Origin of the sequence: Amycolatopsis thermophila (assembly GCF_030814215.1) — a bacterium.
Lineage (GTDB): Bacteria > Actinomycetota > Actinomycetes > Mycobacteriales > Pseudonocardiaceae > Amycolatopsis_E > Amycolatopsis_E thermophila.
The window spans coordinates 2,258,125-2,283,950 of sequence record NZ_JAUSUT010000001.1; the positions used below are offsets into that span (position 1 = coordinate 2,258,125).

Annotated in this window: 15 protein-coding genes; 4 read left to right on the forward strand and 11 right to left on the reverse strand. The window is 72.5% G+C overall.

What is annotated here, in order from left to right; all coding sequences use genetic code 11:
• Positions 1-17 precede the first annotated feature (17 nt).
• Genes FB470_RS11210 through FB470_RS11245 form a run of 8 tightly spaced genes read right to left on the reverse strand, consistent with a single transcriptional unit; the run spans position 18 to position 16,346 of the window.
• Positions 18-1,058, reverse strand: coding sequence for an ADP-ribosylglycohydrolase family protein (locus FB470_RS11210; RefSeq protein WP_306990846.1), 1,041 nt, complete (start codon positions 1,056-1,058; stop codon positions 18-20).
• A complete protein-coding gene (locus FB470_RS11215; RefSeq protein ID WP_306990848.1) occupies positions 1,055-2,848 on the reverse strand; it encodes a hypothetical protein in 1,794 nt (597 codons plus the stop codon). Before FB470_RS11215 ends, FB470_RS11210 begins: the two co-directional genes overlap by 4 nt.
• On the reverse strand, positions 2,815-4,944 hold the full coding sequence (locus tag FB470_RS11220; protein WP_306990850.1) for an ADP-ribosylglycohydrolase family protein: 2,130 nt from the start codon (positions 4,942-4,944) through the stop codon (positions 2,815-2,817). The genes FB470_RS11215 and FB470_RS11220 overlap by 34 nt, the downstream gene beginning before the upstream one ends.
• Entirely contained in the window at positions 4,944-6,452 is a 1,509-nt protein-coding gene (locus FB470_RS11225) for a glycohydrolase toxin TNT-related protein (RefSeq protein WP_306999200.1), read from the reverse strand. Before FB470_RS11225 ends, FB470_RS11220 begins: the two co-directional genes overlap by 1 nt.
• A 28-nt stretch (positions 6,453-6,480) precedes the next feature.
• Positions 6,481-14,136, reverse strand: coding sequence for a WXG100-like domain-containing protein (locus FB470_RS11230; protein ID WP_306990853.1), 7,656 nt, complete (start codon positions 14,134-14,136; stop codon positions 6,481-6,483).
• A gap of 2 nt (positions 14,137-14,138) precedes the next feature.
• The gene (locus tag FB470_RS11235; RefSeq protein WP_306990855.1) at positions 14,139-14,468 is read right to left on the reverse strand and encodes a hypothetical protein; all 330 of its coding nucleotides are present in this window, start codon (positions 14,466-14,468) and stop codon (positions 14,139-14,141) included.
• Positions 14,465-15,052, reverse strand: a complete 588-nt coding sequence (locus FB470_RS11240; protein ID WP_306990857.1) for a YbaB/EbfC family nucleoid-associated protein — start codon at positions 15,050-15,052, stop codon at positions 14,465-14,467. The genes FB470_RS11235 and FB470_RS11240 overlap by 4 nt, the downstream gene beginning before the upstream one ends.
• A gap of 55 nt (positions 15,053-15,107) precedes the next feature.
• Entirely contained in the window at positions 15,108-16,346 is a 1,239-nt protein-coding gene (locus FB470_RS11245) for an MFS transporter (protein ID WP_306999202.1), read from the reverse strand.
• A gap of 296 nt (positions 16,347-16,642) precedes the next feature.
• Here FB470_RS11245 and FB470_RS11250 point away from each other — a divergent pair, with 296 nt between their 5' ends.
• The gene (locus FB470_RS11250; RefSeq protein ID WP_306990859.1) at positions 16,643-17,215 is read left to right on the forward strand and encodes a YqgE/AlgH family protein; all 573 of its coding nucleotides are present in this window, start codon (positions 16,643-16,645) and stop codon (positions 17,213-17,215) included.
• A gap of 5 nt (positions 17,216-17,220) precedes the next feature.
• On the opposite strand, the gene FB470_RS11255 is transcribed toward FB470_RS11250, so the two are convergent.
• Positions 17,221-17,625, reverse strand: coding sequence for an SdpI family protein (locus tag FB470_RS11255; protein ID WP_306990861.1), 405 nt, complete (start codon positions 17,623-17,625; stop codon positions 17,221-17,223).
• Between the two features lie 66 nt (positions 17,626-17,691).
• Here FB470_RS11255 and FB470_RS11260 point away from each other — a divergent pair, with 66 nt between their 5' ends.
• Entirely contained in the window at positions 17,692-18,774 is a 1,083-nt protein-coding gene (locus tag FB470_RS11260) for an esterase-like activity of phytase family protein (RefSeq protein ID WP_306990862.1), read from the forward strand.
• A gap of 31 nt (positions 18,775-18,805) precedes the next feature.
• Positions 18,806-21,646: a leucine--tRNA ligase gene (gene leuS / locus FB470_RS11265; RefSeq protein WP_306990864.1), complete on the forward strand. Its 2,841-nt coding sequence runs from the start codon at positions 18,806-18,808 to the stop codon at positions 21,644-21,646.
• A 32-nt stretch (positions 21,647-21,678) separates the two neighbouring features.
• Here the strand turns inward: leuS and FB470_RS11270 are convergent, their stop codons facing one another.
• Complete coding sequence (locus FB470_RS11270) at positions 21,679-22,422, reverse strand: TetR/AcrR family transcriptional regulator (RefSeq protein WP_306990866.1); 744 nt, start codon at positions 22,420-22,422, stop codon at positions 21,679-21,681.
• A gap of 371 nt (positions 22,423-22,793) precedes the next feature.
• Here FB470_RS11270 and ptsP point away from each other — a divergent pair, with 371 nt between their 5' ends.
• Positions 22,794-24,425 carry a phosphoenolpyruvate--protein phosphotransferase gene (gene ptsP, locus FB470_RS11275; RefSeq protein WP_306990868.1) on the forward strand — a complete coding sequence of 544 codons (1,632 nt, stop codon included), beginning with the start codon at positions 22,794-22,796 and terminating at the stop codon, positions 24,423-24,425.
• A gap of 106 nt (positions 24,426-24,531) precedes the next feature.
• Here the strand turns inward: ptsP and FB470_RS11280 are convergent, their stop codons facing one another.
• Positions 24,532-25,710 (reverse strand): Cmx/CmrA family chloramphenicol efflux MFS transporter, encoded by a 1,179-nt coding sequence (locus tag FB470_RS11280; protein ID WP_306990870.1) that lies wholly within the window; start codon positions 25,708-25,710, stop codon positions 24,532-24,534.
• Positions 25,711-25,826 lie beyond the last annotated feature (116 nt).

Below are 25,826 nucleotides of genomic sequence, written 5' to 3' on the forward strand. Positions count from 1 at the left end.
TCGAACGCCCGTCAAATCTAGCCGGGCGGATACGCTGCGTACCAACCTTCCCCGTCGGGAGGATTCGGACCGAATCCGAGCAGGGCGTCCGCGGCCAGCCGCTCGATCACGTCCCGCAGCTCCAACCGCGCGAGCCAGTCCCGGCGGAGCGCCTGTTCGCCGTACCGCGCGCCGACGATGTTCCCGCACACCGAACCGGTCGAGTCGCTGTCCCCGTCGTGGTTCACGGCCACCAGCAGGGCGGTGTCGGGATCATCGGTGACCAGCGCCGAATACACGCCGATCGCGAGCGCGGTCTCGCCGGTGTGACCGCTGCCCAGGGACGCGACCTTCGCCGGTGACGGCGGGCCGCCCAGGGCGAGGGCCGCGTCCAGCGCCGCGAGGGTCTCTTCGTGCCCCGGCCGGTGGCGCAGCAGGTCCTGCGCGACATCGATCGCCGCGGGCAGTGCGGCACCGCGGATCAACTGGTGCACGATCACGCCGAGCGCGCCCGCCGGGAGCTGCCCGCTCGGATGGCCGTGCGTGATCGCCGCGCTGATCACCCCGGCCTCGAACACCGCGGCCGGATCGTCCGACCACACCGCGACCGGCGCGGCCCGCATGACACCGCCGCAGCCCGTGGAGTCGTTGGGCGCGGCAACGCCCCGCCCGTAGGCCCGGAGCGCGAAGAAGCAGGTCGACCCCGGTGCGCGCCGGTGGTGCAGCGCCCGGTTCGTGACCAGCCACCCGTCCGGCCCGGGCGAGGTGACGCGCGGCCCGCGCGCCTTCTCCCACGGCACGCCCTGCGTGTGCAGCCAGCGCTGGTAGGCGGCCTGGAGCGCGGGCCGCAGGTCGGTACCGCGGGCGCGGATCAGTGCCTCCGCGGTGAACAGCGTCATCTGCGTGTCGTCGGTGATCGACCCGGCGCCGTCGCGGTGGTCCAGGTAGTCGGTGACCCCACCGGGCCCGGCGAGCTCCTCGATCCGCGCGAACGGCAGAGCTTCGACGGGCGCGCCGAGGGCGTCACCGATCGCGCCGGCGAGGAGACTGCCCCGCCAGCGCGCCGCATCGACCGTCATTCCTTCGGGTAGCGCTGCGCCCAGTACTCCTGCATCGACCGGTCGCGGACGACGCCGTTGCGGTTGAAGTGCCGGAACACGTCGCTCGCGATGTTGTCCAGGAGTCCCAGCGGTGCCAGGGCGCCGACGAGGTCCGCGGGAAGGCCGGGCACCCCGACGCGAGCACCAGTGAGGGCCCCGGCCAGTGCCGCCGCCAGCGGACCGTCGGCGGACTGCGCCGCGGCGCTCTGGATCGCGGCGAGCGGTTCGTGGTGCCGTTTGGTGGCGGCGAACAGCGCGCGGGCGGCCACGGTCAACGCGCTGCCGGGGGTACCCAGTGTCTCCATCTGCTCGACGTCCGGCACCTCACGCCCGGACCGCAGGGCGAGAACGATGCCGGCGATGTCGGCGAACGGAGCCGGTCCCGACGCCCGCATCTCCTGCAGGTGGACGTGCGGCGGGAAGACGAACTCACCCTCGCCGAGGAGCTTCGTGAACACTCGGACGAGCAGTTCGACGGCGGTGAGGGTGTCGTCGCCCGCGCCCGTCAGCTTGTGGGCGAGCTCCCGCTGCACCGGGAAACCGCTGTCCTCGAACCGGACTCCCCCCGTCATCGTCACGGCCAGGGCGGCGGTCAGCGGGTTCGGCGGCAGTTCCGGCCCGGCGCCCAGCGCGGCCGACAGCCAGCTGCCCGGCCTCGGCGCAGGTGGGAAGGATGCCGGGACGCTCGCGTCGAGCGCCGTGTACGGCAGCCCGCGCAGGACGGTCTCGGTGTGCCGCAGCACCTGCCGGGTGAGTGGTCCGAGCGTGTCGCCCGAACCGAGCGCGACGCACTCGCCGATGGCGAACCCGACGTACGCCCCGAGCACGCGGTGCCAGGCGAACACGCCGGAGCGGATGCCGGCGGGCTCGAACTTGCCCAGCGTCCACGGCACCGGTTCCGGGCGGCCGCTGTTGTCGTAGTGCGTGATCAGCCCGTTCCCGGCCAGGTCCGCGGGCCAGTCGACCGGCTGGTTGTCGCTGCGCAGCCGGAGGTTACGGACGTACCGGGCGTAGGCGCCCGCGTAGCGCCGGCATTCCTCGGTGCTCAGCTCGAAACCGTTGTCCCGAGCCCAGCCGCCGACCGCTTTGAGCCGCAGGGCGACCAGGCCGGGCGGGTCGAGGCGGAACTCCTCAGCCAGCTCCGCGGCGAGTTCCGTGACGGCCGGGGACACCTCGGGCGCGATCTCGTCGGTGTAGCGCCCAGGGTCGCGGTCGAGATCCGGGGCGTTGATCTCACGGCTCAGGTCGACCGTGTCGGCGCTGATCCGGCCCGCGTCCATCTCGAGCCAGCCCTCGTGCGACCCGGGCTGCAGCAGGTCCCGCGGCCGGATGCGGCGCCAGCGCGGGTAGCCGGACGGGACGGTGGTGCTCGAGCTGTAGGCGGGGATGACGACCTCGTCGTTCCGCCCGCGCATGCGGATCGGCTGCCCGTCCTCCTGGAGCGGCACGAGGACCTCGCAGTCCAACAGGAGCCGTCGCATCGTGACGTCGTCGATCCAGCCGACGCGGCGCATGGCCATCACCTTGGCGGCGGCGCTGCTCAACCACGGGTACCCCATCCACGCCGGTCCGGGACGGTGGTCGGGGTTCTCCTGCACATTCCCGGTGGGCTGCTCGCGCTCGTCGACCTCGATCCAGCGCACGATGGCCGGCCGCGGGGTCTCGAGACCGGGGAACTCGCGTCGCCAGTACTCGGGGTCCAGCACGACCTTCCAGTCGGTGAACCGCTCGTCCGTCACGGCCGGATCGCCGGATAGCGCCGAAGCCATCGCTGCCCTTCCTCCCCCTCCGGGATTCCTTCGAACCTGCGGGCCACGTCCGTCACGACCCGTTCGATCAGGGGCCTGAGCTCGAGCTGGTCCACCCACTTCTGCGGCAGATCGGGCACGCCGTTGCGCGCGCCCGCGAGCGCACCCGCGACGGCGCCGGTCAGGGCGCTGCGGCCGGAGTGGTTGACCGCCCGCAGCAACGCGGCCTCCGGGTTGTTCTCGAAACCGGAGACGGCGGCGATCGCGCGACCGAGGACGGAGAGCGCGTCGTACCCGTCGCCGATCTCACCGGGCTCGGGAATCCGGTGCATCCCGGACTTCGGGATCGCGATCACGGACCGCTGAGCCATGTTGCGGACGACGTCCCATTGCGGACCCCCGCGGTCCTTGAGAACCGTTCCCGCCGAAACCCAGAGCGCGGGACTGAACGGGCGTTCCAACGAGCGCTCGAGCAGCAGGCCGAGGAACACGGCAGCCGTCAGATCGCCTTCGCCGGACTCCGGGAGCGCCGCGAACGCGCGGACGGCCCGCTCGGACCCGCCGAACGGCACGTCGCCGCGGCCGCCGAGCGTGAGCACCCCCGGTAGCGCGCCGAGCAGCACGGCAGGACCCGACCGCAGGTCGGCCGGATCCGGCTGCCGGATCGCATGGAGTTCGCGCAGCCGCGGCATCCAGCCGTCCGGCTCGGCGGCCTGCCCCTGGGTGTACTGCCACCGCGGCACCGCCTCGCGCGCGGCCGCCGCCAGCATGTCCGGACCCGCGTCGGCCGGGGTGCGCAGGAACGCCTCGGTGAGGAACAACAGCCGCTGGGTCATCGGTCCGGCTTGGGCCGGTGCCGCCAGGTCGGTGACACCCGACGGCCCGTGCCTGCGCTCGATCTCGCCGATCGTGAGCCGGTCGACCGGCGCGCCGAGTGCCTCGCCGAGGGCGAACCCGACGTAGGCGCCGAGCAGGCGCTGCCAGCTGAAGTTCGTGTCTTGGCCGACGTCGGCGAACTTGCCGAACGAGTCCGTCCGCAGCGTCGGCCTGCCGTCGTCGTCGTACCCCGGTGTCAGGCCGAACGCCGCCGGCTCGGACGGTCGATTCGGCGGCAGGACCATGGCGAGCCGGCGGGACCACGTCCGGCCACTCACCACCCGGTAGCACTCCTCGGCGGAGAGTTCGAACCCGTGTGCCCGGGCGTGGTCGGCGGCGTCGGAAGGCGGCTCGACGGGGTCGGGCAGCCCGATCCGGGCCGCGACGTCGGCCGCCCACCGCCTCACCTCGGGCAGCGCTTCGGGGCAGTTGCCGGTGGTGTAGATCCGTTCGCTGCGGCGCGGGAACTCCGCCTGAGCCGCGCGGATCTCCTCGGTGGTCGTCGTGACCGGGAGCTGCCACGGACCGTGGACGACCAGATCCGCCTCGGGCACCTGCTCGACGAGGCTCACCGGGTCGAGCCAGATCCACTCCCGGATCCCGGGCGGGAGGTAACGCGTGGACGTCCACAACTCCACGGTTCGCCGGCCGTCCGTCACGGACTGGTACCGCACCTGGTCGTCGGCCACCGGGACCAGCAGGCTGTGCTCCAGCAGGCCGATCACGAACCGGCGCTGGTCGAGCCACCCGACGTCGCGGAACTCGACGAGGTAGTCGAGCGCCGTCCAGGGCGCCGGGTAACCGCGGCGGAGCGGACCCGTCCGGTACTCGGGGTTCGGCCGCGTCTCCTCGGTCTCGGTGCCGTCGGCCGTGAAGCGCTGCCAGCCCGTGATCGCCGTGAGCGGTATGCCCAGGTGAGCCACGCCCGCGTCGAGGTACTCCGGGTCGATCATCTCGGCCCAGTGGTCGCGGTCGTGGTACTGGACGGGGATGCTGGGCCCGCCCGGCAGCGGCGACGCGTGCCGCAGGTCCCCCTCCGGCTCCCGCACGATCAGCGCGGGCGGCGGGATGATCCGGGCCCCGATGTCCCCGCCGTCGAGGAAGCCGACCGAGTTGTAGGGGACGTACCACCCTTCCACGACCCGGAGGACGTGGTCGTGGTCGACGCGCACATCCGCGTCGGCGCCGTGGACGTCGCGCAGCCACTCCTCGACCTTGGCGACGGCTTCTGCCGATTCCACTACTCGATCCTTTCCAGGCTTCCGTCGGCCTCGTGCTCGCTCAGCCGCTTCGGCAGGACGTATCCCACGCCACCGCCGGGCAGGTTCGCCCAGGGCACCGCGATGCCGAGCACCACCGGAACCGGGCGTCTGACCCGGTAGCGCCGCTCCTCGCGTTCCCGCTCGATGGGCAGGGAAGTCGCGGGGAACCGGGTCTCGTCGTGGTGGACCAGGTTGCCGCGGGCGTCGCCGAACCGCAGCACGACCGTGCCGGTCGTGAGCCGGACGAGACGTTTGTTGCGCAGCAAGGTGAGCGGCGGGTCGCCGTCCACCGGCTGGATCGGCCAGTCGGCGAGCTCGGCGGACGTCTCCAGCGGCGTCTCCGCACCGCCCGTCGTCCGCGCCGGATGCAACAGCAGCGCGCCGAGCAGGTGCTGGGCGGCGTCCTCCGCCCGGTCGAAGTACTGCGGCCGGACCGGGGCGCCGCCGGCGTAGCGCGCGACCTCCCAGCCCCGGTCGGTCGGGTTGAGGCACCACGCGCCGTCCGCGCGGGCCGCCAGCCGGTAGGCCTCGGGCCAGACGCCGTGCTCGGACAGCCGGTGCGCCAGCACGACCAGCAGCGCCGGGTCCTCCAGGGCCGGGTCCGTGCGGGTTTCCAGGTCGGCCGCGATGTCACCGCTCGTCGGCAGGGCTTCGTCCGGATCGGCCTTCGGGCGCGGCCGCCCGAGCAACTCGGCCGCCGCCGTCCGCCGGGTCAACTTGTCGACGTACGGCGGCTGGAAGTCCTGACCGCGGATGTGCGCGAGGAAATCGGGTTCCGGCGGGGTGCCGTACTTGCGCAGGTAGTGGGGCACGGACGCGTGCCAGATCCAGGTGCCGTCCGTGTGGTAGCTCTCCGGGACGTCGGATTCGGTGCCGCCGCTGAAGATGTCCGGCCCCAGACCGCTGCCGACCAGCACGGCCGGCGGCCGCTCCAGGTAGCTCAGGATCGCCGGGACTTCGTCCTCCGGCACCGGCGGCCTGCCGAGTACCGGCGCGTCGGTGTTCTCGTAGGAATCGACCACGCGGGCGTGCCGGAACCGGATGCCCAGCGCCATGCCGGCCGCGCGCCGCCACCAGTCGGGGACGTGTTCCGGTTCGCGGGGGAACGCCTTGCCCTCGTGCTCGAGCACTAGGACGAGGTCGTCCGGGGGATGCCGGAACCCCGGCTGTGACGTCGCGTCGACCTCGAGGTCGAACTCTCCGGAGGGCCGCAGTGCGTACCGGGCCTGCAGCCACGCACCCCGTCCGGCCTCGTACATCGCGGCGCGCAGCTCACTGAAGACTTCGGTCAGGTCGGCGGGAACCCGGTAGGCGTGGCCCGCGCCCCGGGTGAACGCGAGCGCTTCCAGCTCCGTGTGCTCGCCGAGCTGGCGGAAGCGCAGCTCGATGCGCTCCCACCCCGCCGGTGCGCCTGCCCTGGCGAGCGTGCCGAGGCGCACGAGCAGCGGCCGGTGTGGCTCCACGGTTGCCGTCGCCTCCCTGCGCATCTCCGGATCGCCGCTCACTGTAACCAGCTCAGGCGAGGATGGAGGTGCACTGGAAACCGGCGGGCTGCCCGGCCGCGCGGCGGGACAGCTCCGCCTCCCACATGACGAACGTGCGTCGTTGCACGGACTCGGCGAACGCCTGTTCCTGCGCGGTCAGCGCCCGGCCTTCTTCCTTGGCCTGCCGGTGCATCGCGCCGAGAGTCTCGTACAGAGCGAACACCGGACCCTCACCACGCAGGTAGAACGCGCGTTCGCGTTCGGTCTCCGCGATGAACTCCGCCTCGCTCAGCTCGCGGGTGTTCGACGGCAGGCTCTCCTGCAGCACGCGGCCGAGGACCTCGTCGTTCTCCTCGAACTCGCCGGTGCGGACGTTGAGCAGGTAGCCGGTGAGGTGACCGTCGCCGTCGCGGTCGACCTTGCAGGTCTTGTTGAAGACCTTGAAGTACCGCGGCGTCGGACCTTCCTCCACATCGTCCACGATGGACTCGCGCGGACCCTCCGGCTTGCGGTGCCGTCCGCGTCCCGACCCTCCGGCAGCCGCGAGCGGGGCCATCCCGGGCATGCCGGGCATGAACGGCACGGCCCCGGGCGTGATGGCGACCTCCGCGACCTGACCGTTCGAGGCGCGGACGTGCATGGTCAGAGCGCCGCCGTCGGCCAGGCGGTCGTCGGCGGAGAGAACCCGCATGCCCGGCTGCGCGGCGAGCCGTTCGGCTGCCCGGTACGCGCCCGCGCCGTCGGCGACCTGCAGACCCCCCGAGGCCAGGCCGGTCACTCGGGAGGCGTCGCCGTCGAAGCCCGCGAGTTGCGCCTGGGCGGCTTCCCAGCTGGGAGCGGTCGACGGCAGCGCGGTCGCCCCGGTCGCAGCGGCGACGTCGCGCAGCGCCGAGTCGAGCTCCTGTTGCGCGGTCCGGGCCTGGTCCAGCTGGCCGCGCAGGTAGCTGTTCGTGTAGGCCGGGTCGGACGCGCGGGACGGGTCGAACCCGGCCTGGACCTGCTCACCGATGCCGCCCGCACTGACCGTCCCGAAGGCTGGCGCCTGCGGGTGTGGTGGCTGATCGGGCGTGCCCGGCTGACCGGGCGGCGTGTGGTGGTCGGGCGGGGTGCTGCCGTCGAACGACACGTGGGACGGGATCTGCACGATCGGCAGCTGTTCGTCGTTGGCGTCCTCGAGCACCGGGATGGCGTCCGGGTAGGTGATGAGGTTGACGAGGATGCCGAGGTTCCGGGCCAGCAGACGGCCCAGGCCGGGGTTGTTGTCGATCGCGTTGCGGAGTTCCGGGTGCTCGTCGACGAGCCGCCGGATCGCGTCGTCGATCGGCATCCGCTGCCCGTCCACCACGACGGTGTCGTCGCCCGGCGGCAGGTCGTCGGCCACGCGGTCGCGGTCCGGGTGGTTGCCGCCGGGGTCATCGGTGCGGTCGGCCGGTGCCCGGCCGCGTTCCGGCGAGTCGTCGTGGGCCGGTGGCTCGGCGTCGGCCTGCCCGGGGGTGGGGTCCGCGTCACCGGTGCCGGGTGGTGTCTCTTCGTGGACCACCGGAATGTCGTCGCGGGTGACCGGCTCCGCGCGCTCGGGTGCCGGGTCGCCGGTGACCGGTTCCGCGGTGTGGTGCGGGATCTGTCCGTGCGCGACGCGCGGGTCCTGTGCGTCCGGAACCGTCGCCCTGGGCTCGGACGGCGCGGCGATCCGGGGATCGTCCGGGTGGGTGTCGGCGAGCGGGGTGTCGGGGGTGGGCGACATCGGGCTCACCACGGTGTCGGGCGTCGTGGACGGCGGCGCCAGCCGGACGTCCGGTGTGGTCGGGTCGGTGACGTGCGGTGTGTCCGGCACGGTGGGTGTGGGGTCGGTGTTGAACACCAGTTTGGGTGGCACGAACGGCGCCGGCGGTGTTGGTGTGGTCGGGTCGGTGACGTGCGGTGTGTCCGGCACGGTGGGTGTGGGGTCGGTGTTGAACACCAGTTTGGGTGGCACGAACGGCGCCGGCGGCCTGTTGGGTACCGGCGGCGCGGGAGGCTGCGGCGCGTGGTGGACCGGCGGCGCGGGCGGAACCGGTGGCATGGGCGGAACCGGGGGCATGGGCGGCGGCGTGTGTGGCAGGGGCGTCGTGATGGCGTTGTGCGGCTGCGCCAACTGCGGACCGGCGGCGAGGCCGTTGCTGCCGATCAGCGAACCGAACGGGAGCAGGCTCACCGAAGTCGCCGGGTCCGGCAGCGCCATGAGCCCACCGCTCTGCGGGTCCACGAACGCGACGCCCTCGGGTGTGTTGGCCACGATCGCGACGTGCGCGAGGTCCTCACCGTTCACGCCCGTGAAGCCGACGTAGATGACACCGTGCGAACCCACCGGCATGTTGCTCATGTGGTGGATCACGTTGTCGTAGTTGCCGAGCCCGTGTTGCCACTGGGCGCCGAGCTGTTCCTCCATCCAGCGCATGCGGTCCATGGAGGTGAGGTCCTTGGGACGCACCGGGTCGGCGGTCGCGTCGATGCCGATGAGGCGCTGTGCGTAGGCGACACAGCACTTGGTGCAGTTCGTCATGTAGCCGCGGTTCCAGGCGAACAGGCTCTTGAACTTGGGGTTGACCTGCCCCAGCTGCGGGTGCCGCTGGGCGATGTAGGCGGCGGCCTGTTGCGGGTCCGCCGTGCCCGCGTGGATCGCGGGGAGGCTGTTGAGCGGCGTCGACTGCGCCAGCGGCTGGTGCTGCTGGTGCTGCTGCACGAGCCCCTGCAGCGGGTCCGGCGCCGGTTGGAATGACCCGTGCTGCTGGTGCTGCTGCGCGAGTTCCTGCAGCGGGTCGTGGGCCTGCTGGAACGGGCCCTGCTGCTGGTGCGTGTGCGACTGGTTCGGGTGCTGCTGGAACGGCCCGGCCTGGTGGTCCGGGTGTACCGGTGGCCCGCCGTGCTGGTCCGGGTAGAGCGGGGCGGGGCCCTGGTGGCTCGGGTGGGGCGTGTGCGGCCCTGGGCTCGGCTGCTGCGGCACCCAGGCCGGCGACTCGGGCTGCGAGCGCCGGAACGGGTTCCAGGCGCCCGGTTGCACCGGGGGTTCGCCGTCGAGGCGGTTCCGCAGACTCGGGGCGTCCGGCCTCGTGTCGGTGGAACGGTGGTGCTCGGGCGTGCCGCCGCCGAGGAGTTCGGCGATGCGGCTGGGGGGCGGTGACGCGGGAGCCGTTTCGTCGCGCGGCGCCAGCGGGGTTTCGTCGCCCTTGCGCGTGTGCATCAGGTCGACGCCGTGGTGCTGCGCCGGCAGGTCGGCGAGCCGGTTCGACATCGGATCGACGAACGCGACCCCGTGCTCGGTGTGGACGACGCTGAAAGCGCGCTCACCGGTCGGCGTCCGCACGGACACCACGGCCCGCGAACCGACCGGCTGCCCCGCCATTTCGCGGACCACGCTGTTGTAGTCGGGGTGCGGGGCGAACTCCCCGCCGAGCTGCCGCGCGAGGAAGTCCCGGCCACGCGGCGGATCACCGGCGGGCTGCGCGACAGCCTCGATGCCTTCCATCCGCAGTTCGAACGCCAGCACGGACTCGGCGGAGTTGGTGCGGTAGCGGTCCGGCATCGAGTCGGAGTAGTACTCGCGGGTGTTGACGTCGGCGATCTCCGGCAGCTGGTCGCGGAGGAAACGCACCTCCTGGTGCACGTTCCGGCTTTCGGTGCCGTCGAACTCGACCCGCGGCTGGGTGCTCCCGGCGTGGATGGCGGGTTCGCTGACGACGTCCGTCGGCCGGTTCAGGTCACCCCAGCCGTTCTCCGGCACACCGATCTTCGGCGGTTGCGGCGCCGGGGTGGTGTCGGCCGGGGTGCGATCTGCCGCCGGGACGGCGTCCGGACCGCCGAACATGCGCGCGAAATCGCGACGCTCGGCGGCCTTGATCTCCGCCTCCTGGGCGAAGGCGGTCTCGCGGTTGTGCGCCATCGCCTGCTTGGCGGCGTCCGGGGGCAGGAAGCGCGGGTCGTCCGGGGTGATCTCCTCGAGGCGGATCACCCACTTCTTGCCCCCGCTCGGCGTCTCGACCTCGACCTTGTCCTTGACGACCAGCTGGGTGCCTGGCTTGTAGAGCACCTCGCGCTCGTTCTTGTTGGACGCGAGGGACTCGATGTGCCGCCCGGTCTTGCCCTCGATGATCATCTCGACGTCACCGGGCCACTTGGGGGCGGGCGGACCGTCGACGCGGCTCGAGCTGAGGAACTGGGACTCGACCACGACCTGGCCGACTTCGTACCGGCCGGCGACGATGGCCGCCGCCTCCCCGCGCACGTTCACGCGGCGCACTGTTTCGCCCTGGTACGGGGGCATCTCGTTGAGGCCGGACACGATCGCGCGGATCTGCGGCATGGCCTCGTCGAGGTGGCGCCCGGTGCGCAGCGCCTCGTTGACGATCCCGAAGACCTCGCTCGAGGTGTAGCTGTGCACCGCATAGGCGCCGCGGTCGGACATGTGCGCCAGGTTCGGGTCGGCGTCCCGCATGTCCAGCGCCTCGAGCAGCTCGTGCTCGTGCGTCAGCTTGCCGGTCCGCGGGTCCACGATGCCGGACTCGAGCTGGCTCTCGGCGAGTGCGTCGAAGTCGGCGCGGTCGTGGGAGCGGAAGTTCGGGTCGTCGACGTACGGCTCGTCGACCACTGGACGGTCGTGCTGAGGAGGCGCGTCCTCGGTGCGCGCAGGTGCCTCGTCCGGCGCATGACTGTCCGCCGGGGCGGCGTCCTCGTCGCGCCCGGGGGCGGGGTCCTCGGTCCGCGACGGTGCTTCGTCGAATGGACTGCGCTCGGCGGCGGGTGCCTCCTCGCGCACTGGGGCCGGTGCTTCCTCCGTGCGGGACGTGGCCTGGTCGGACGGGCTCTGCTCCCGGGTCGGGGCGTGGTCGCGAACCGGCGTGGCGGCGTCCTGCGGTGGATCGAACGGGCTGCGCTCGGCGGCCGGTGCCTCCTCGGTGGGCCGGGCCTCGTCGCGCACGGGTGCGGCGTCGTCGGCCGGGTCGAACGGGGTGCGTTCGGGCGCCTGCCCCGCAGTACGTGCCACCTCGGGCGCGGCCGTCTCGCGTGGCACCGGGGTCTCGGCCGGCGGGCCGGCCTGGTGGACCGGCGGGGCCTGCTCGGGCGGGCGCGCCAGCAACCATCGCGGGTCGGCGGGCGCACCGGGGCGACCGCCGTGCGGCGGCTGCTGCGAAGGCGGTCCGTAGGCCCGCGGTGTGCCGTGCTGGGGGTCGGCCGGCACGCCCTGGTGTGGCGGGACCGCATAGGGCTGCGTGCCCACCGGACCGTGCTGGCCCTGCGGTGGCATGTTCCCGTAGCCGCCCTGCTGCGGCCCCAACGGACGCTCACCGTGCGCCGGCGGGGCACCGTGGCCGGGACCGGCCTGCACCGGCCCCGGAGTACCGCCCTGCACCGGACCCCATGGGCTGCCCTGCACGGGACCCTGCGGGCCGCCGTGCATCGGGTGCTGGGGTCCGGCCTGGACGGGACCCTGCGGGCCACCCTGGACGGGACCCTGTGGGCTGCCGTGGATCGGGCCTCGTGGGCCAGCCTGGACCGGCCCCTGAGGGCCGCCGTGCACCGGGCCTCGTGGGCCGCCCTGGGCGGGACCTTGCGGGCCGCCGTGCATCGGGTGCTGGGGTCCGCCCTGGACGGGACCTTGCGGGCTGCCGTGCATCGGGTGCTGGGGTCCGCCCTGGACGGGGCCTCGTGGGCCGGGGCCTTGCGGGCCGCCGTGCACCGGGCCTCGTGGGCCACCCTGGACTGGGCCTTGCGGGCCGCCTTGCACGGGGCCTCGTGGGCCACCCTGGACGGGCCCAGGGCCTCCCTGCGCCGGCCCGGCAGGGCCGTACCGCGCAGGTGTCGACCCGCGGGGCGGCTGTCCCTGGGGATATCCCTGCGGGCCGCCCTGCTGTCCGCGCTGGGGCGCGAACGGCTGCTGCCCTCCGCCGGGATAACCCTGCATCGGCGCGGCGGGTGGCATCTGCGACTGCTGCGGCTGCCCCTGCTGGGACCCGCGCTCGCCGTGTTGGGGGGAAGGCCCACCCCCGGTCGGCCCGAAGCCGCTCGCGTTGCCGGCAGTGTTCACGGCGTCGGGGCGTGTGGTCGGGCCGGTGGGCCCGTACCCGCCGGGCTGCGGAACCGGACTCGCGCCGGCCGGCACCGGCATCCTGGCCCCGCTGCTCGCCGCGGCCCCGCTCGACGGTCCAGCCGACGAACCAGCGGAGGATCCGGCGGACGAACCACCGGCCGAGCCGCCCGAGGACCCGGCGGACGAGCCGGCCGACCCCAACGGACCGCCCGAGGACCCTGTCGCCGGACCCCCACCGACGCCGCTCGCCCCGGCCGTCGATGCCGGGGCCCCTCCTCCGGTGTGGCTCGGCGCGGCGGCCGCCGGCGCGGCTGTCGAAGCGGCGGGTCCCTGCCCGGTCCCACCATCCGAAGTGGACCGCGGTGCTTCGGTCGCCGGGCGGTCCGCCACCACCGCTGCCTGCCCGCTCACCCGGTCGTTCGCGATCGCGTGCGAGACCGAGCCCGACGAACCCTCCGAGTGGGACGACGAGGCGCCCGCCATCGCCGGTTCGCGCGACGCCGGCGCGGACGAGCCCGACGAGGACGACCCCGACGAAGATGAACCCGAGTCGGACGAGTGCGACGAAGAAGAACCCGAATCGGACGAGCCGCCCGACGAGTGCGACGAAGACCCGCCCGAGTCCAGGCCCGACGTGTGCGGCGTGTCGACCTTGATGTTGCCCGCAGCGATGTCGGCGTTGAACTTCCCGATGTCCTTGATCTGATCCTTCGCGCCTCCGACACCGCGGTCCACGGCGCCCGCCGAGGCGCCCATCGCGATGTCGCCGGCCTTCAGGTTGTTCAGGTCACCCGTCAGCGCGGCCTGCCCGACCGTCGTCGCGACGCCTTCGACCGCTCCGCGGGCCGCGTCGCGCACCGCGCGGTCGGCGATCTGACCCGCCACGCTGTCCTGCAGGCCCTTGGTGAACCCCTTCGGCACGGCGTGCCCCGCCGCGCCGGCCACGCCACCGGCCACACCGCTGGCCAGCGCGCCCACGGTCTTGTCGACGTCCCAGTCCTTGCGGTCGCCCTTGGCCATCTGCAGGCCCTGGATGCCGGCGTCCAGCGCCACGTTCATCGCGACGTTGATCAGGACTTCCTTGGCGATCCGCTTGAGGATCTGCATCGCGACCTTGCGGAAGCCCTCCTGCAGCATCTTCTGCACGAGCTGCTTGAAGACCATCTGCACGGTCATCCGCGTGGCCATCTGGGCCGGCACGATCCCGGCCGTCGACCCGCCGAACGTGACCACGGCGGCCGCGATCATCGCCGCGATCTGGATCGCCAGGATGATCAGCGAGGCGATGATCATGTACTTCGTGTACTCGACGTCGAGCGCCGTCGAGTCCGCCGAGTTCGCCAGCGCCTCGCACGCCTTGCTCAGGTTCGTGAAGTACGCCTCGTCGCCGGTGACGAACTTGTCCCACATCTTCTGGAACTCGACCGCGGGCTGGCCGGTCCAGGTGCTCAGCACCTCGGACGCGGCACCGTTGGCCTTGTCGACGACGGGCCCCAGTGCGTCCTTGGCGGCCAGCCACGCGTCGCGGACCTCGCGGAGCTTGTCCTCGTCGCCCTCGGGCCAGTGCTCGCCGACGACGATGGGCAGGAGCCACTTGACGTCTTCGGGGAACTCCATCCCCATGGTTACGCCTGCCCGGCGTTCTTGACGGCCTGCTCGGCGTCCTTGTGCGTGCCCTCGGTGGCGTCCGCGGCCTTCTTCACGGCCTTCGCCACGTCCTTGAGCGCCTGATCGAGGCTGCCGAACGCCTCGGTGCAGTTCTTCGCCGCGGGCTCGTACTCCTTCGCGAACGCCTGGCCGGACTCGTCGTTGCCCCAGCAGGCGCCCTGCGCGGCGAGCGCGGTCTTCAGCGCTTCGCCCGCCTGCTTGAGCAGGTCACCGGCGGGCGGGAACTTCCCGGCTCCACTCCGGACGGTGTCCGGATCCATCTCGTGGCCGGCACCCGCTCCCGTCATCGGTCACCCCGCGTCATCCAGCTGTCCGGCATTTCGTCGTCGTCACCCGTTGGACGCGCGCGGCGCGCCGCCGGTTTCGGTGCGGGCGGAGGAGTTCGGGGCGCGTCGCGGCGCAGGATCGTCTGCGACTCGGGGTCCTCGGCCGGCCGGGGTTCCGGCTCGGGTTCGAGGAAGTCGGGGATGTCCGGCATGAGGCCGGCCAGCGACGGCGCGCCCTCGATGAACTCGGACAGGTCCGGCAGGTCGGCGGTCAGCGGACGGAACAGCTCGGCCTGCTGCTGCTTGACCTGCAGCATCCCGCGACGGACGAGGTCACTGATCGTGCGGGCCAGCGCGTCCGGCCGGGTCCGCTCGAACGTGGTGGGGGCGAGCTTGAGGTCGGCGAGCGTGCCCTGGGCGTCGACGGTGACCTTGACCAGACCGTCCGGCGAGGACAGTTCGGCGGTCAGCTCGGACGCGGCCTGCTGCGCTTCACGCAGTTGCGCGGTCTGCTGGTTGAACCTGTCCATCAACTGGTCGACGGTCTCACGCATCGCCGCGTTGCGGGCTTCCTTCTGCGCGCGGTCGTCCCCCGGGGTGCTCACGGCCGCCACTCTAGTGGCCCGTCTTCCGCCGGACGGCGCAATCGGCGAAATCCCGTCATCCGGTTCGCGTGCGGTGGGCGATCAGCACGTATCCGGCGGCGCCGAGCAGGTACAGCACGGTGGCGACGAGCAGCAGCGACACAGACCGGCCGTGCAGCGGCACGACGGCCGCGGCGGCCGAGACGGCGACGACCTGCGTGATGTTGAACAGCGTGTCGTAGAGCGAGAACACCCGTCCGCGGGCTTCGTCGCGCACGTCGTGCTGGATCGAGGAGTCCAGGCACAGCTTCACGACCTGCCCGGCGGCGGTGATCACGAAGGACGCGACCAGCACGGTCGGCAGTCGCATGGGCAGGCCGAGCCCGGCCTGCGCGGCCGCGGCGATCACCAGCGCGCCGGGGATCGCCCGACGGCGGCCGAGCCGGCGGACCAGGCGCGGGGTGAGGAAACCGGCGAACAGGATCCCGGCGCCGGCCATGGCGGCGAGCTGGCCCAGTCCGGGCAGCCCGGCCTTGAGCAGGCCGTAGTCGGTGAAGGTGTAGCGCAGGAGCAGCACTGTGAGCAGCAGCGAGATGCCGTAGGACGCCCGGTGCGCGAGCAGCGCGACGAACCCGGCGACGACGCTGGGCGCACCCCGCGCGGCGCGGGCGCCGTCGGCGAGACCACGGGCCACCGCGACGACGGCGTCACTCGGTTCGTCGACCGCGTCCGGGCCGAGGCGCCCCCGGCTGAACCGGCGGGCGATCGCGGCCGCGACGAGCGTGCCGAGCATCGCGACGGCCGTCGTCCACCCGGACCCGCTGTTCCCGGTGCCGAGCAGTGCCCGCAGCCCGATCGCGCACCCGCCGCCCAGCACCGCGACCAGCGAACCGAGCGTGGTGGCCAGCGCGTTGGCCGTGACCAGCGTCTGCGGCGGCACGACGTGCGGCAGCGAGGCGGACAGCCCGGAGCCGACGAACCGGGAGACGCCCTCGACGACGAGCGCGAGCACGAACAGCCCGAGCCCGGCGGAGCCGAGCCCGACCGCGACGGCCGTCGCGACGATCGCGGTGCCCCGCAGCAGGTTGGCCACGATCAGCACGCGGCGGCGGTCCCAGCGGTCCAGCAGCGCGCCCGCGAACGGTCCGATCAGCGAGTACGGCAGCAGCAGGACGGCGAACCCGCCGGCGATGGTCAGCGGGTCGGCGCCGCGCTCGGGGTTGAACAGCACCGCACCGGCCAGCCCGGCGCGGAACACGCCGTCGGAGAACTGGGCGGCGAACCGGGTGAACAGCAGCGTGCGGAAGCCCGCCATCGCGAAGAACGCGCGTGGTGGCACCTTCACGACCGACGGTTGCGCACTCGCTGTCACGACTCCCCAGCTTACGGTGCCGGGAGCCGGAAACGGAGGGGAAGATGAGGAGGCCGGCGCACTCGGTCGCCTCTCGGCGGCATCGCGCAGTGTGGCTCCTGCCGAACGGTATTCCACAAAGGCTTTTCTTCAGTGAGCCCGGGGGACACGGAGTGCGCCGGCCACTCGGTTCAACGGGCGGCGGTGCCGGCTTGTTCCCGTGTTGCGGGCCGGGTTCGCCGGAGTGGGATCATGGGTGCGTGCCAGCGGACGCCGAGGTTGAACCGGGAACGCTCCTGGTCGCCGCTCCTACGATGTTCGATCCGAACTTCCGCCGCACGGTGGTGTTCATCATCGACCACCGGGAGGAGGGAACGCTCGGGGTCGTGCTGAACCGGCCGAGCGACGTGCCGGTCGACGACGTGCTGCCCAGCTGGGGCCGGCACGTGGTGGAACCGCAGTCGGTGTTCGTCGGCGGCCCGGTGGAGAAGAAGACCGCGTTGTGCCTGGCGGCGCTGCGCGCCGGGGAGACCGCGGCCGGCGTGCCGGGGCTGATCGGGGTGCGCGGGCCGGTGGCGCTGGTGGACCTGGACGCCGACCCGGACGCGCTGGTGCCGAAGGTGCGCGGGCTGCGGGTGTTCGCCGGCTACGCGGGCTGGGACTCCGGGCAGCTGGCCGGTGAGATCGAGCGCGGCGACTGGCTCATCGTCCCGGCGCTGCCCAGCGACGTGCTGGCCACGCCCGAGCGTGATCTGTGGGGTCAGGTGCTGCGCCGTCAGGGTGTCCCGACGGCTCTGCTGGCCACCCATCCCGGTGACCTGCAGCGGAACTAGGTGAACTAGGCGCGCTGCACGGCGCAGCCACCGCACGCGCATCCGGAGCACCCGGCAGGCGCGGCGGGCGCGGGCGGTGGAACGGCCGCGGCGGCCCGGTGGCCGAGCACGCCGCCACCGGCGACCAGCACGAACATCCCGGCGAGCCCGATCACGGTCGCGGTCAGCACGCCCCCGGTGCCCGGCATGAGCAGTCCCGCGATCCCGGCCACGACGCCGACCCCGCCGGCGACCATCGTGGGCAGTCCGGCGACCCGGTTCGCGACCCGGAAGGCCTCGTCGGAGCGCAGCGTGGCGACGGTGCGCACCCCGGCGCCGCGGTCGCGCGGCAGCTTCTCCCGCCAGCCGAGCAGGCCACCCCAGCCGACGACGACACCGAGCACGAGGGGAATCAACGCGACTACCAGCACGCTGTCGAGGATAAGCGTGATGTTCGCGCTACCCGCCGGACACCCGGGTGCGCTGTGCTGCACGCCATGTCCAAGCGACTCCTCATCGGCGCCCTCGCCGGGTGCCTCCTGCTGACCGCCGCCCCCGCCGAGGCGGCCCCCGCCCCGGTCCGTTTCCTCGGTGAGCAGCTCGTGCCGCACGCGCCCACCTTCGACGGGACGACCGTCGGCGGCCTGTCCGGCGTCGACTACGACCCGCGCACCGGCCAGTACGTCTTCATCAGCGACGACCGGTCCGCGCTGCAGCCGGCCCGCTTCTACACGGCGAAGATCCCGGTGGGCACCCGCGGCGTCGGCACGGTGACCTTCACCGGCACGCACCCGCTCCGGCGCGCCGACGGCACCACCTACCCGGCACAGGGCGTGGACCCGGAGGACATCCGCACCGACCCGTGGACCGGGAACTACCTGTGGAGCCAGGAAGGCGACCGCACCGCGACGGTGCTCGCCGACCCGTCGATCCAGCTGTCCGAGCGGGACGGCGCGTACGTGCGCGCCCTGCCGATCCCGGACAACGAGCGGATGCTGCCGGACTCCGGCCCGCGGCAGAACCTGGTGCTGGAGGGCCTGACCTACGCGGCGGGCGGCACGCTCGTCGTCAGCGCGCTGGAGGGCCCGCTGCTCCAGGACGGCCCGGTGCCCACGGCCGAGCAGGGCGCCCTGTCGCGGATCACGGTGCAGGCCCGCACCGGGGCGATCCTGGCGCAGTACGCCTACCCGCAGGAGCCGGTCTTCGCCCCGGGCGCCGGCGGGAGCACCGGCGTCTCCTCGATCCTCGCCGCCGACCCGCTCGACCCGGCGCGTTACCTCGTGATGGAGCGGTCGTTCGTCCCCGGCGTGGGCAACAAGGTGCGGATCTACGAGATCGACACGCGCGGCGCCACCAACGTCCTGCACACCGGTTCCCTGGTGGGCGCGAAGGTGCAGCCGGTGCGCAAGAAGCTGCTGCTCGACCTCGCCGACTTCCCGCTGTCCAAGGTCGACAACGTCGAGGGCATGACCTGGGGACCGACCCTGCCGGGCGGCGACCGCACCCTCGTGCTGGTCAGCGACGACAACTTCTCGGCGAGCCAGATCACGCAGGTCATCGCATTCGCGGTGCGCCGATAACCGGGCAGGCCGGGCCGCTTACCATGGTTGGGTGAGTGAAGCAATCGAGGAAACGCCCGGCCACCGGTACACCGCCGAGCTGGCCGGTCGGGTCGAGCTGCGCTGGCAGAACTTCTGGGCCGATCACGGCACCTTCCACGCACCGAACCCGGCCGGTTCGCTCGCCACGGGCGGGAGCGTTCCCTCGGACAAGCTCTTCGTGCAGGACATGTTCCCCTACCCGTCCGGGGCGGGCCTGCACGTCGGCCACCCGCTGGGCTTCATCGCGACCGACGTCTACGCCCGCTACCACCGGATGATCGGGCGCAACGTCCTGCACACCATGGGCTTCGACGCGTTCGGCCTGCCCGCCGAGCAGTACGCGGTGCAGACGGGCCAGCACCCGCGCAAGACCACCGAGCAGAACATGGAGACCTACCTGCGGCAGATCCGCAGGCTGGGTCTGGGTCACGACGAGCGGCGCCGGATCGCGACGATCGATCCGGAGTACTACAAGTGGACCCAGTGGATCTTCCTGAAGATCTACAACTCCTGGTACGACGAGAAGCAGGGCAAGGCCCGCCCCATCGCCGAGCTGGAGGCCGAGTACGCGGAAGGGCGCCGCGCTGTGCCCTCTTCGGACGGCCGGGCGTGGCGCGAGCTGACCCGCGCCGAGCAGCTGGCGATCCTGGACGAGCACCGGCTGGCCTACATCTCCGAGGCGCCGGTCAACTGGTGCCCCGGCCTGGGCACCGTGCTGTCCAACGAGGAGGTCACGCCGGACGGCCGCAGCGAGCGCGGCAACTTCCCCGTGTTCCGCCGCAACCTGCGCCAGTGGATGATGCGCATCACCGCCTACGCCGACCGCCTGGTCGACGACCTGGACCGGCTGGAGTGGCCGGAGAAGGTCAAGTCGATGCAGCGCAACTGGATCGGCCGGTCGCACGGTGCGCGCGTCGCCTTCGCCGCCGGCGAGCACAAGATCGAGGTCTTCACGACGCGTCCGGACACCCTGTTCGGCGCCACCTACGTGGTGCTGGCGCCCGAGCACCCGCTGGTCGACGAGCTGGCGGCCGCGCAGTGGCCGTCCGATGTGGACGAGCGCTGGACGGGCGGTGCCGCCACCCCGGCCGAGGCGATCGCCGCCTACCGCCGCGCCGCCTCCCGGAAGTCCGAACTGGACCGCCAGGAGAGCAAGGACAAGACCGGCGTGTTCGTCGGCACGTACGCGGTGAACCCGGTCAACGGCAAGGAGATCCCGGTCTTCGTCGCCGACTACGTGCTGATGGGCTACGGCACCGGTGCGATCATGGCGGTGCCTGGCCAGGACCAGCGCGACTGGGACTTCGCGGAGAAGTTCGGCCTGGAGATCATCCGCACGGTGCAGCCCACCGAGGGCTTCGACGGCAAGGCGTTCACCGGTGACGGCGTGGCGATCAACAGTGGCTTCCTGGACGGGCTGAACGTCGACGACGCCAAGAAGACGATCATCGAGTGGCTGGAGGAGAACGGCCACGGCACCGGCACCGTGCAGTACAAGCTGCGCGACTGGCTGTTCTCGCGCCAACGGTACTGGGGCGAGCCGTTCCCCATCGTCTACGACGAGGACGGCCAGGCGCACGCGATCCCGGAGAGCATGCTGCCGGTCGAGCTGCCCGAGGTGGACGACTACTCGCCGCGCACCTTCGACCCGGAGGACGCCGACACCGAGCCGTCGCCGCCGCTGTCCCGCGCGAGCGACTGGGTCGAGGTGACGCTGGACCTGGGCGACGGCCCGAAGACCTACCGCCGTGACACCAACACGATGCCCAACTGGGCCGGTTCGTGCTGGTACCAGCTGCGGTACATCGACCCGGACAACGCCGAGCGGTTCGTCGACGCGGGCAACGAGCAGTACTGGATGGGCCCGCGCCCGGCCGACCACGGCGTGAACGACCCGGGCGGCGTGGACCTGTACGTCGGCGGTGTCGAGCACGCGGTGCTGCACCTGCTGTACTCGCGGTTCTGGCAGAAGGTGCTGTTCGACCTCGGGTACGTCAGCGCCGAGGAGCCGTACCGCCGCCTGTTCAACCAGGGGTACATCCAGGCCTACGCCTACACCGACGAGCGCGGCTTCTACGTCCCGGCCGAGGAGGTCGAGGAGAAGGACGGCAAGTTCTTCCACCAGGGCAAGGAAGTCAAGCAAGAGTACGGGAAGATGGGCAAGAGCCTGAAGAACGTGGTCACGCCCGACCAGATGGCGGCGGACTACGGGGCCGACACCTTCCGGTTCTACGAGATGTCGATGGGCCCGCTGGCCGACTCCCGCCCGTGGGCGACCAAGGACGTCGTCGGCGCCCACCGGTTCCTGCAGCGCGTGTGGCGCCTGGTGGTGTCCGAACAGACCGGTGAGCTGCGGGTGTCCACGGCGGAGCCGACGGATGACGACCGCCGGATGCTGCACCGGACCATCGCGGGCGTCCGCGACGACTACTCGGGCCTGCGGTTCAACACGGCCGGCGCGAAGCTGATCGAGTACAACAACCACCTCACCAAGGTCTACGGCGCGGCCGAGTCGACGCCGCGCGAGCTGGTCGAGCCGCTGGTGCTGATGCTGGCGCCGCTGTGCCCGCACATCGCCGAGGAGTTGTGGCACCGGCTGGGCCACGAGGACTCGCTGGCGCACGGCCCGTTCCCGCTGGCGGACGAGAAGTTCCTGGTCGAGGACACGGTGGAGTACCCGATCCAGGTCAACGGCAAGGTCCGCGCGCGCATCCAGGTCCCGGCCGACGCGGCGAAGGACGCCGTGGAGGCCGCGGCCCTGGCCGACGAGAAGATCGCGGCGCTGCTGAACGGCGGCACGCCGCGCAAGGTCATCGTGGTGCCCGGGCGCCTGGTGAACGTCGTCCTCTAGCCGGGCATCGGCGGGCACCCGGTCAGGTACCGCTAGGCCGTGTCGAGGCCGATCTCCCTCGCGAGATCGGCCAGGAGGGCGTCGAACACGGCGTCCGGCTTGGACATCGGGATCGGGTAGTTGCCGAACACCTCGAGCGTCACGTGACCGTAGAGGCGCGCCCAGAACTGGATCATCACGTAGGTCGTGCCCAGGTCGAGCTTCTCCGGCGGGAAGTCGACACCGGACTCGCCGAGCACGGCCAGCAGGTCGTCCTTGAAGGCGGTGAGGTCGTCGTGCAGCTCGGTGGGCACGGCCTCCGCGGGCGGGATTTCGAGCTGGAAGTTGGCCAGCAGGTGCCCGGCCGCGGTGAGGAAGATCCGCCCGAACGGCTCGTTCGCCCGGTTCAGGGTGGCCACGCTCCCCGCGGCCGACCCGACCTCGCCGGTGGGTGAGGCGAACACGAGCGTGAACTCCTTGGTGTGGGTCAGCGCCCAGCGCCGGAACCCCCGGCAGATCGCGAACAGCTGGACCGCGCCGTCGTCGGGCAGCCCGGACAGTTCCTCGGCGAGTTCGGCGGCCAGATCGGCGACGACGTCGAGGCGGAGGTGCTCGACGAGGTCGTCGCGTGAGCCGTAGTACCGGTAGAGCGCGGGTGCGGTGATGCCGAGTTCCCGGGCGATGGCCCGCAGCGTCACGGCTTCCGGTCCGCGCTCGACGAGGAGCTTGCGCGCGGTCCGGCGGATGTCCTGGTCGGTCGCCGCGCGCTCGCGACCCCGTCGGGTCGGCTTGTCCATCCCGGCATTCTAGAAGGTCAGTGCCGCAATCCGGGTGGAATCGGGCGCCGCCGGTACCGATCGCTCGGGGGGCTACGCGATCGGTACCAGCGACCCGATGCCCGGCGTTCCGGTGGCGCAACCGGTGCCGGACGCCAAGTGAGAGCCCGCGCAACCCCTCGCGGGACGCCCCGATCTCGCAATTACCCCAATCGGGTGACGTCGCGGACGCTCATCCTAGTGTCGCATCATTCGCCCCAGAAGTTACAAGATTCTTCACGTTTGCATAGCCCGCGTCTGCGGGTTGCCTTCCGCCGTGCGGGACCTGGAGGCTTGGTCGTGCGTGCGGCACGCGCGTGACGAGGTGCATTGAGGAAGGTATGGTCTAGACCATGTCGGAAACCAGGCTGTCCGGGGTGCCGGTGAGCCCGGGTCGCGCGAGCGGCCCGGTCGTCGCCGTGGCCGAACCCGCCGCCGCTCCCGCGAGCACTCCCGCGCCGACCGATCCGCCGGCGGAGGCCGCGCGGATCGCACCCGCCGCCCAGGCGGTCGTCGAGCGCCTGGAAGCGCTTGCCGGGGGCGCGACCGGCGACGCCGCGACGATCCTGCAGACGACGGCCGCGATGGCCGGCGATCCCGCGCTGATCAGCGAGGCGGAACGGTTGGTGACGGCCGAGGGAAAGCCCGCGCCGCGCGCCGTGTACGAGGCGGCGAACGGGTTTGCGAAAGCGCTTGCAGCGGCGGGCGGCTACATGGCCGAGCGGGTCCGCGACATCGAGGACATCCGCGACCGCGTCATCGCCGAACTGCAGGGCGTGGCGCCGCCCGGCGTGCCGGACCTGAGCGGGCCGAGCGTGCTCGTCGCGCGGGACCTGGCTCCGGCCGACACGGCCGGCCTCGACCCGGAGCAGGTGCTCGCGCTCGTGACCGAGGAGGGCGGGCCGACCAGCCACACGGCGATCCTGGCGCGGTCACTGGGGATCCCCGCGGTGGTGGCGGTGCGCGGGGTCCTGGCGCTGAACGCGCGGGCGTTGCTCGTGGACGGCGACACCGGCACCGTGGAGGTCGTCGACGCCGGCGCCCCGGTCGTCGCCGCCGTGCGCGAGGGCGCGGCGGAGTGGAACGGGGTCGGCGCCACGGCCGATGACCACCGCGTGAAGGTACTGGGCAACGTCGGTTCGCCATCGGACGCGAAGGCCGCGGCCGAGGCGGGGGCCGAGGGGGTGGGCCTGTTCCGCACCGAGTTTTCCTACCTGGACGCGCCGTCCGAGCCGTCGGTCGGTGAGCAGCGGGCGGCGTACACGGCGGTGCTGGAGCCGTTCGCGGGCAAGCCGGTGATCGTGCGGACGCTCGACGCGGGCGCGGACAAGCCGCTGGTGTTCCTGTCCCCCCAGGCGGAACCGAACCCGGCGCTCGGCGTGCGGGGCCTGCGCGTCGCCGTCGACCGGCCGGACGTGCTGGAGCGCCAGCTGGAGGCGATCGCGGGTGCAGCGGAGGACTCCGGCGCGGAGGTGTCCGTGATGGCGCCGATGGTCGCCACCGCGGAGGAAGCGGCGTGGTTCGCGGAGCGCGTCCGGGCGGCGGGGATCGCACGCGCCGGGGTGATGATCGAGATCCCGGCGGCCGCGCTGGCGGCCGAGGAGATCCTGGCCGCGGTGGACTTCGTGTCGCTGGGCACGAACGACCTGGCGCAGTACACGTTCGCGGCGGACCGGCAGCTGGGCGCCGTGGCGAGCCTGAACGACCCGTGGCAGCCCGCGCTGCTGCGGCTGATCGCGCTGGTCGGCTCGGCGGCGGCGAAGACCGGGAAACCGGCCGGCGTCTGCGGCGAGGCGGCGGGCGACCCGCTGCTGGCGCGCGTGCTCACGGGTCTCGGTATGACGAGCCTGTCGATGAACGCGGCCGCGGTCCGCGCCGTCGGGGCGAGCCTGGCCACGGTGACGCTGGCGGAGTGCGAGGCGGTGGCGCAAGCCGCACTCGCCGCGCCGGACCCCACGGCGGCTCGCGCTGCCGCACGGGGGTAACGCCGGCCGCACCGGTTCGGTGGCCCGCGGCCGCCTCGGCGGCCCCGGGCTCCGGGGGAGCGCGCCCGCCGTCGTGGTCGCCACCGGCCCGCGGCGCGCTCGCAGGTCACCGGAGCACCTCGGTGCTCCGGCCGGCCGTGAGAGCGGTGCGGAGCGGTAACGCGATGAGCAGTGCGACCGCGACAAGGAGACCACTCGCCCAGAGCGGCCCCAGGTCCCCGGCTTCGGTGCCGAGGGTGGCCGCCGCGATGACAGGGCCCGCGGCGGCGCCCACGTTGAGCGCCGCGGTCGCGTACGAGCCCGCCAGGGTGGGAGCTCCCGCGGCCTCGTAGAGGACCCGCGTGATCAGCGTGCTGCCCAGCGCGAACGACAGGGCGCCCTGCACGAACACGAGGATGAACAGGGCGACCGGCTCGGTGGCCAGCATCGCCAGGGCCGGCCAGCCGATGAGCAACAACGGACCGCCGACCGCGATGACCGGACCCGGGCGCCGGTCGGACAGTCGGCCGGCGACGTTGACGCCCACGAAGGAACCGGCACCGAAGAGCACCAGAGCGACAGAGATCCACAACTCGCCCAGCCCGGCGCTGCCGGTCACCACGGGAGCCAGGAAGGTGAGGCTTCCGAACGTCGCGGCGTTCACCAGCGCGCCGAGCAGCATCACCAGCACCAACCGCGGCCTGGTGAGCTGGGTGAGCTCCGCTCGCAACGCCGGCCTGCCGATCGCCTCATCCTCATCACCCCCTGCTGGGATTCCCTTGAGGATGCCGAGAGTTGCAGGTAGGCAGAGAGCGGCGACCGCCCAGAACGTGGCCCGCCAGCCGACCAACGTGCCGAGCACCGAACCACCAGGGACACCGGCGATCGTGGCCGCCGTCGTGCCGGACAGCAGCACGGCCAGCGCACGTCCCTTCCGGCCGGACGGGACCAGCGTGGCGGCAGCCGTCAGAGCGACGGCGAGGAACCCTGCGTTCGCGAGCGCGGCGACGACCCGGGTGGCGAACAGGACCGGGAAGCTGGTGGTGGTGGCGCCCAAGGCATGAGCTGCCGCGAAAGCGAGGATGAACCCGAGCAGGCTGGAGCGTCTGGACCAGTTGCGGGCAAGCGCGGCCACGACAGGCGCACCGACGATCATGCCGACCGCGAAGGCCGACGTGAGCGTGCCGGCTGTCCCGACCGTGACATCGAGGTCTGAGGCGATGTCCGGCAGGAGGCCGGCGAGCATGAATTCCGAGGTGCCCATGGCGAAGACCGCCACGGCGAGCAGGTACAGCGGGAGAGGCATCGAGTGGCTCCGAGGTGAGGAGAAGCACGAGGAGGTCATCTCGTCACCGCGGCCGGCCCCGAGAGCACACTCGCCAGACCGCTGGACGCGGCGCGACGACGGGGCTACGAGCTCAG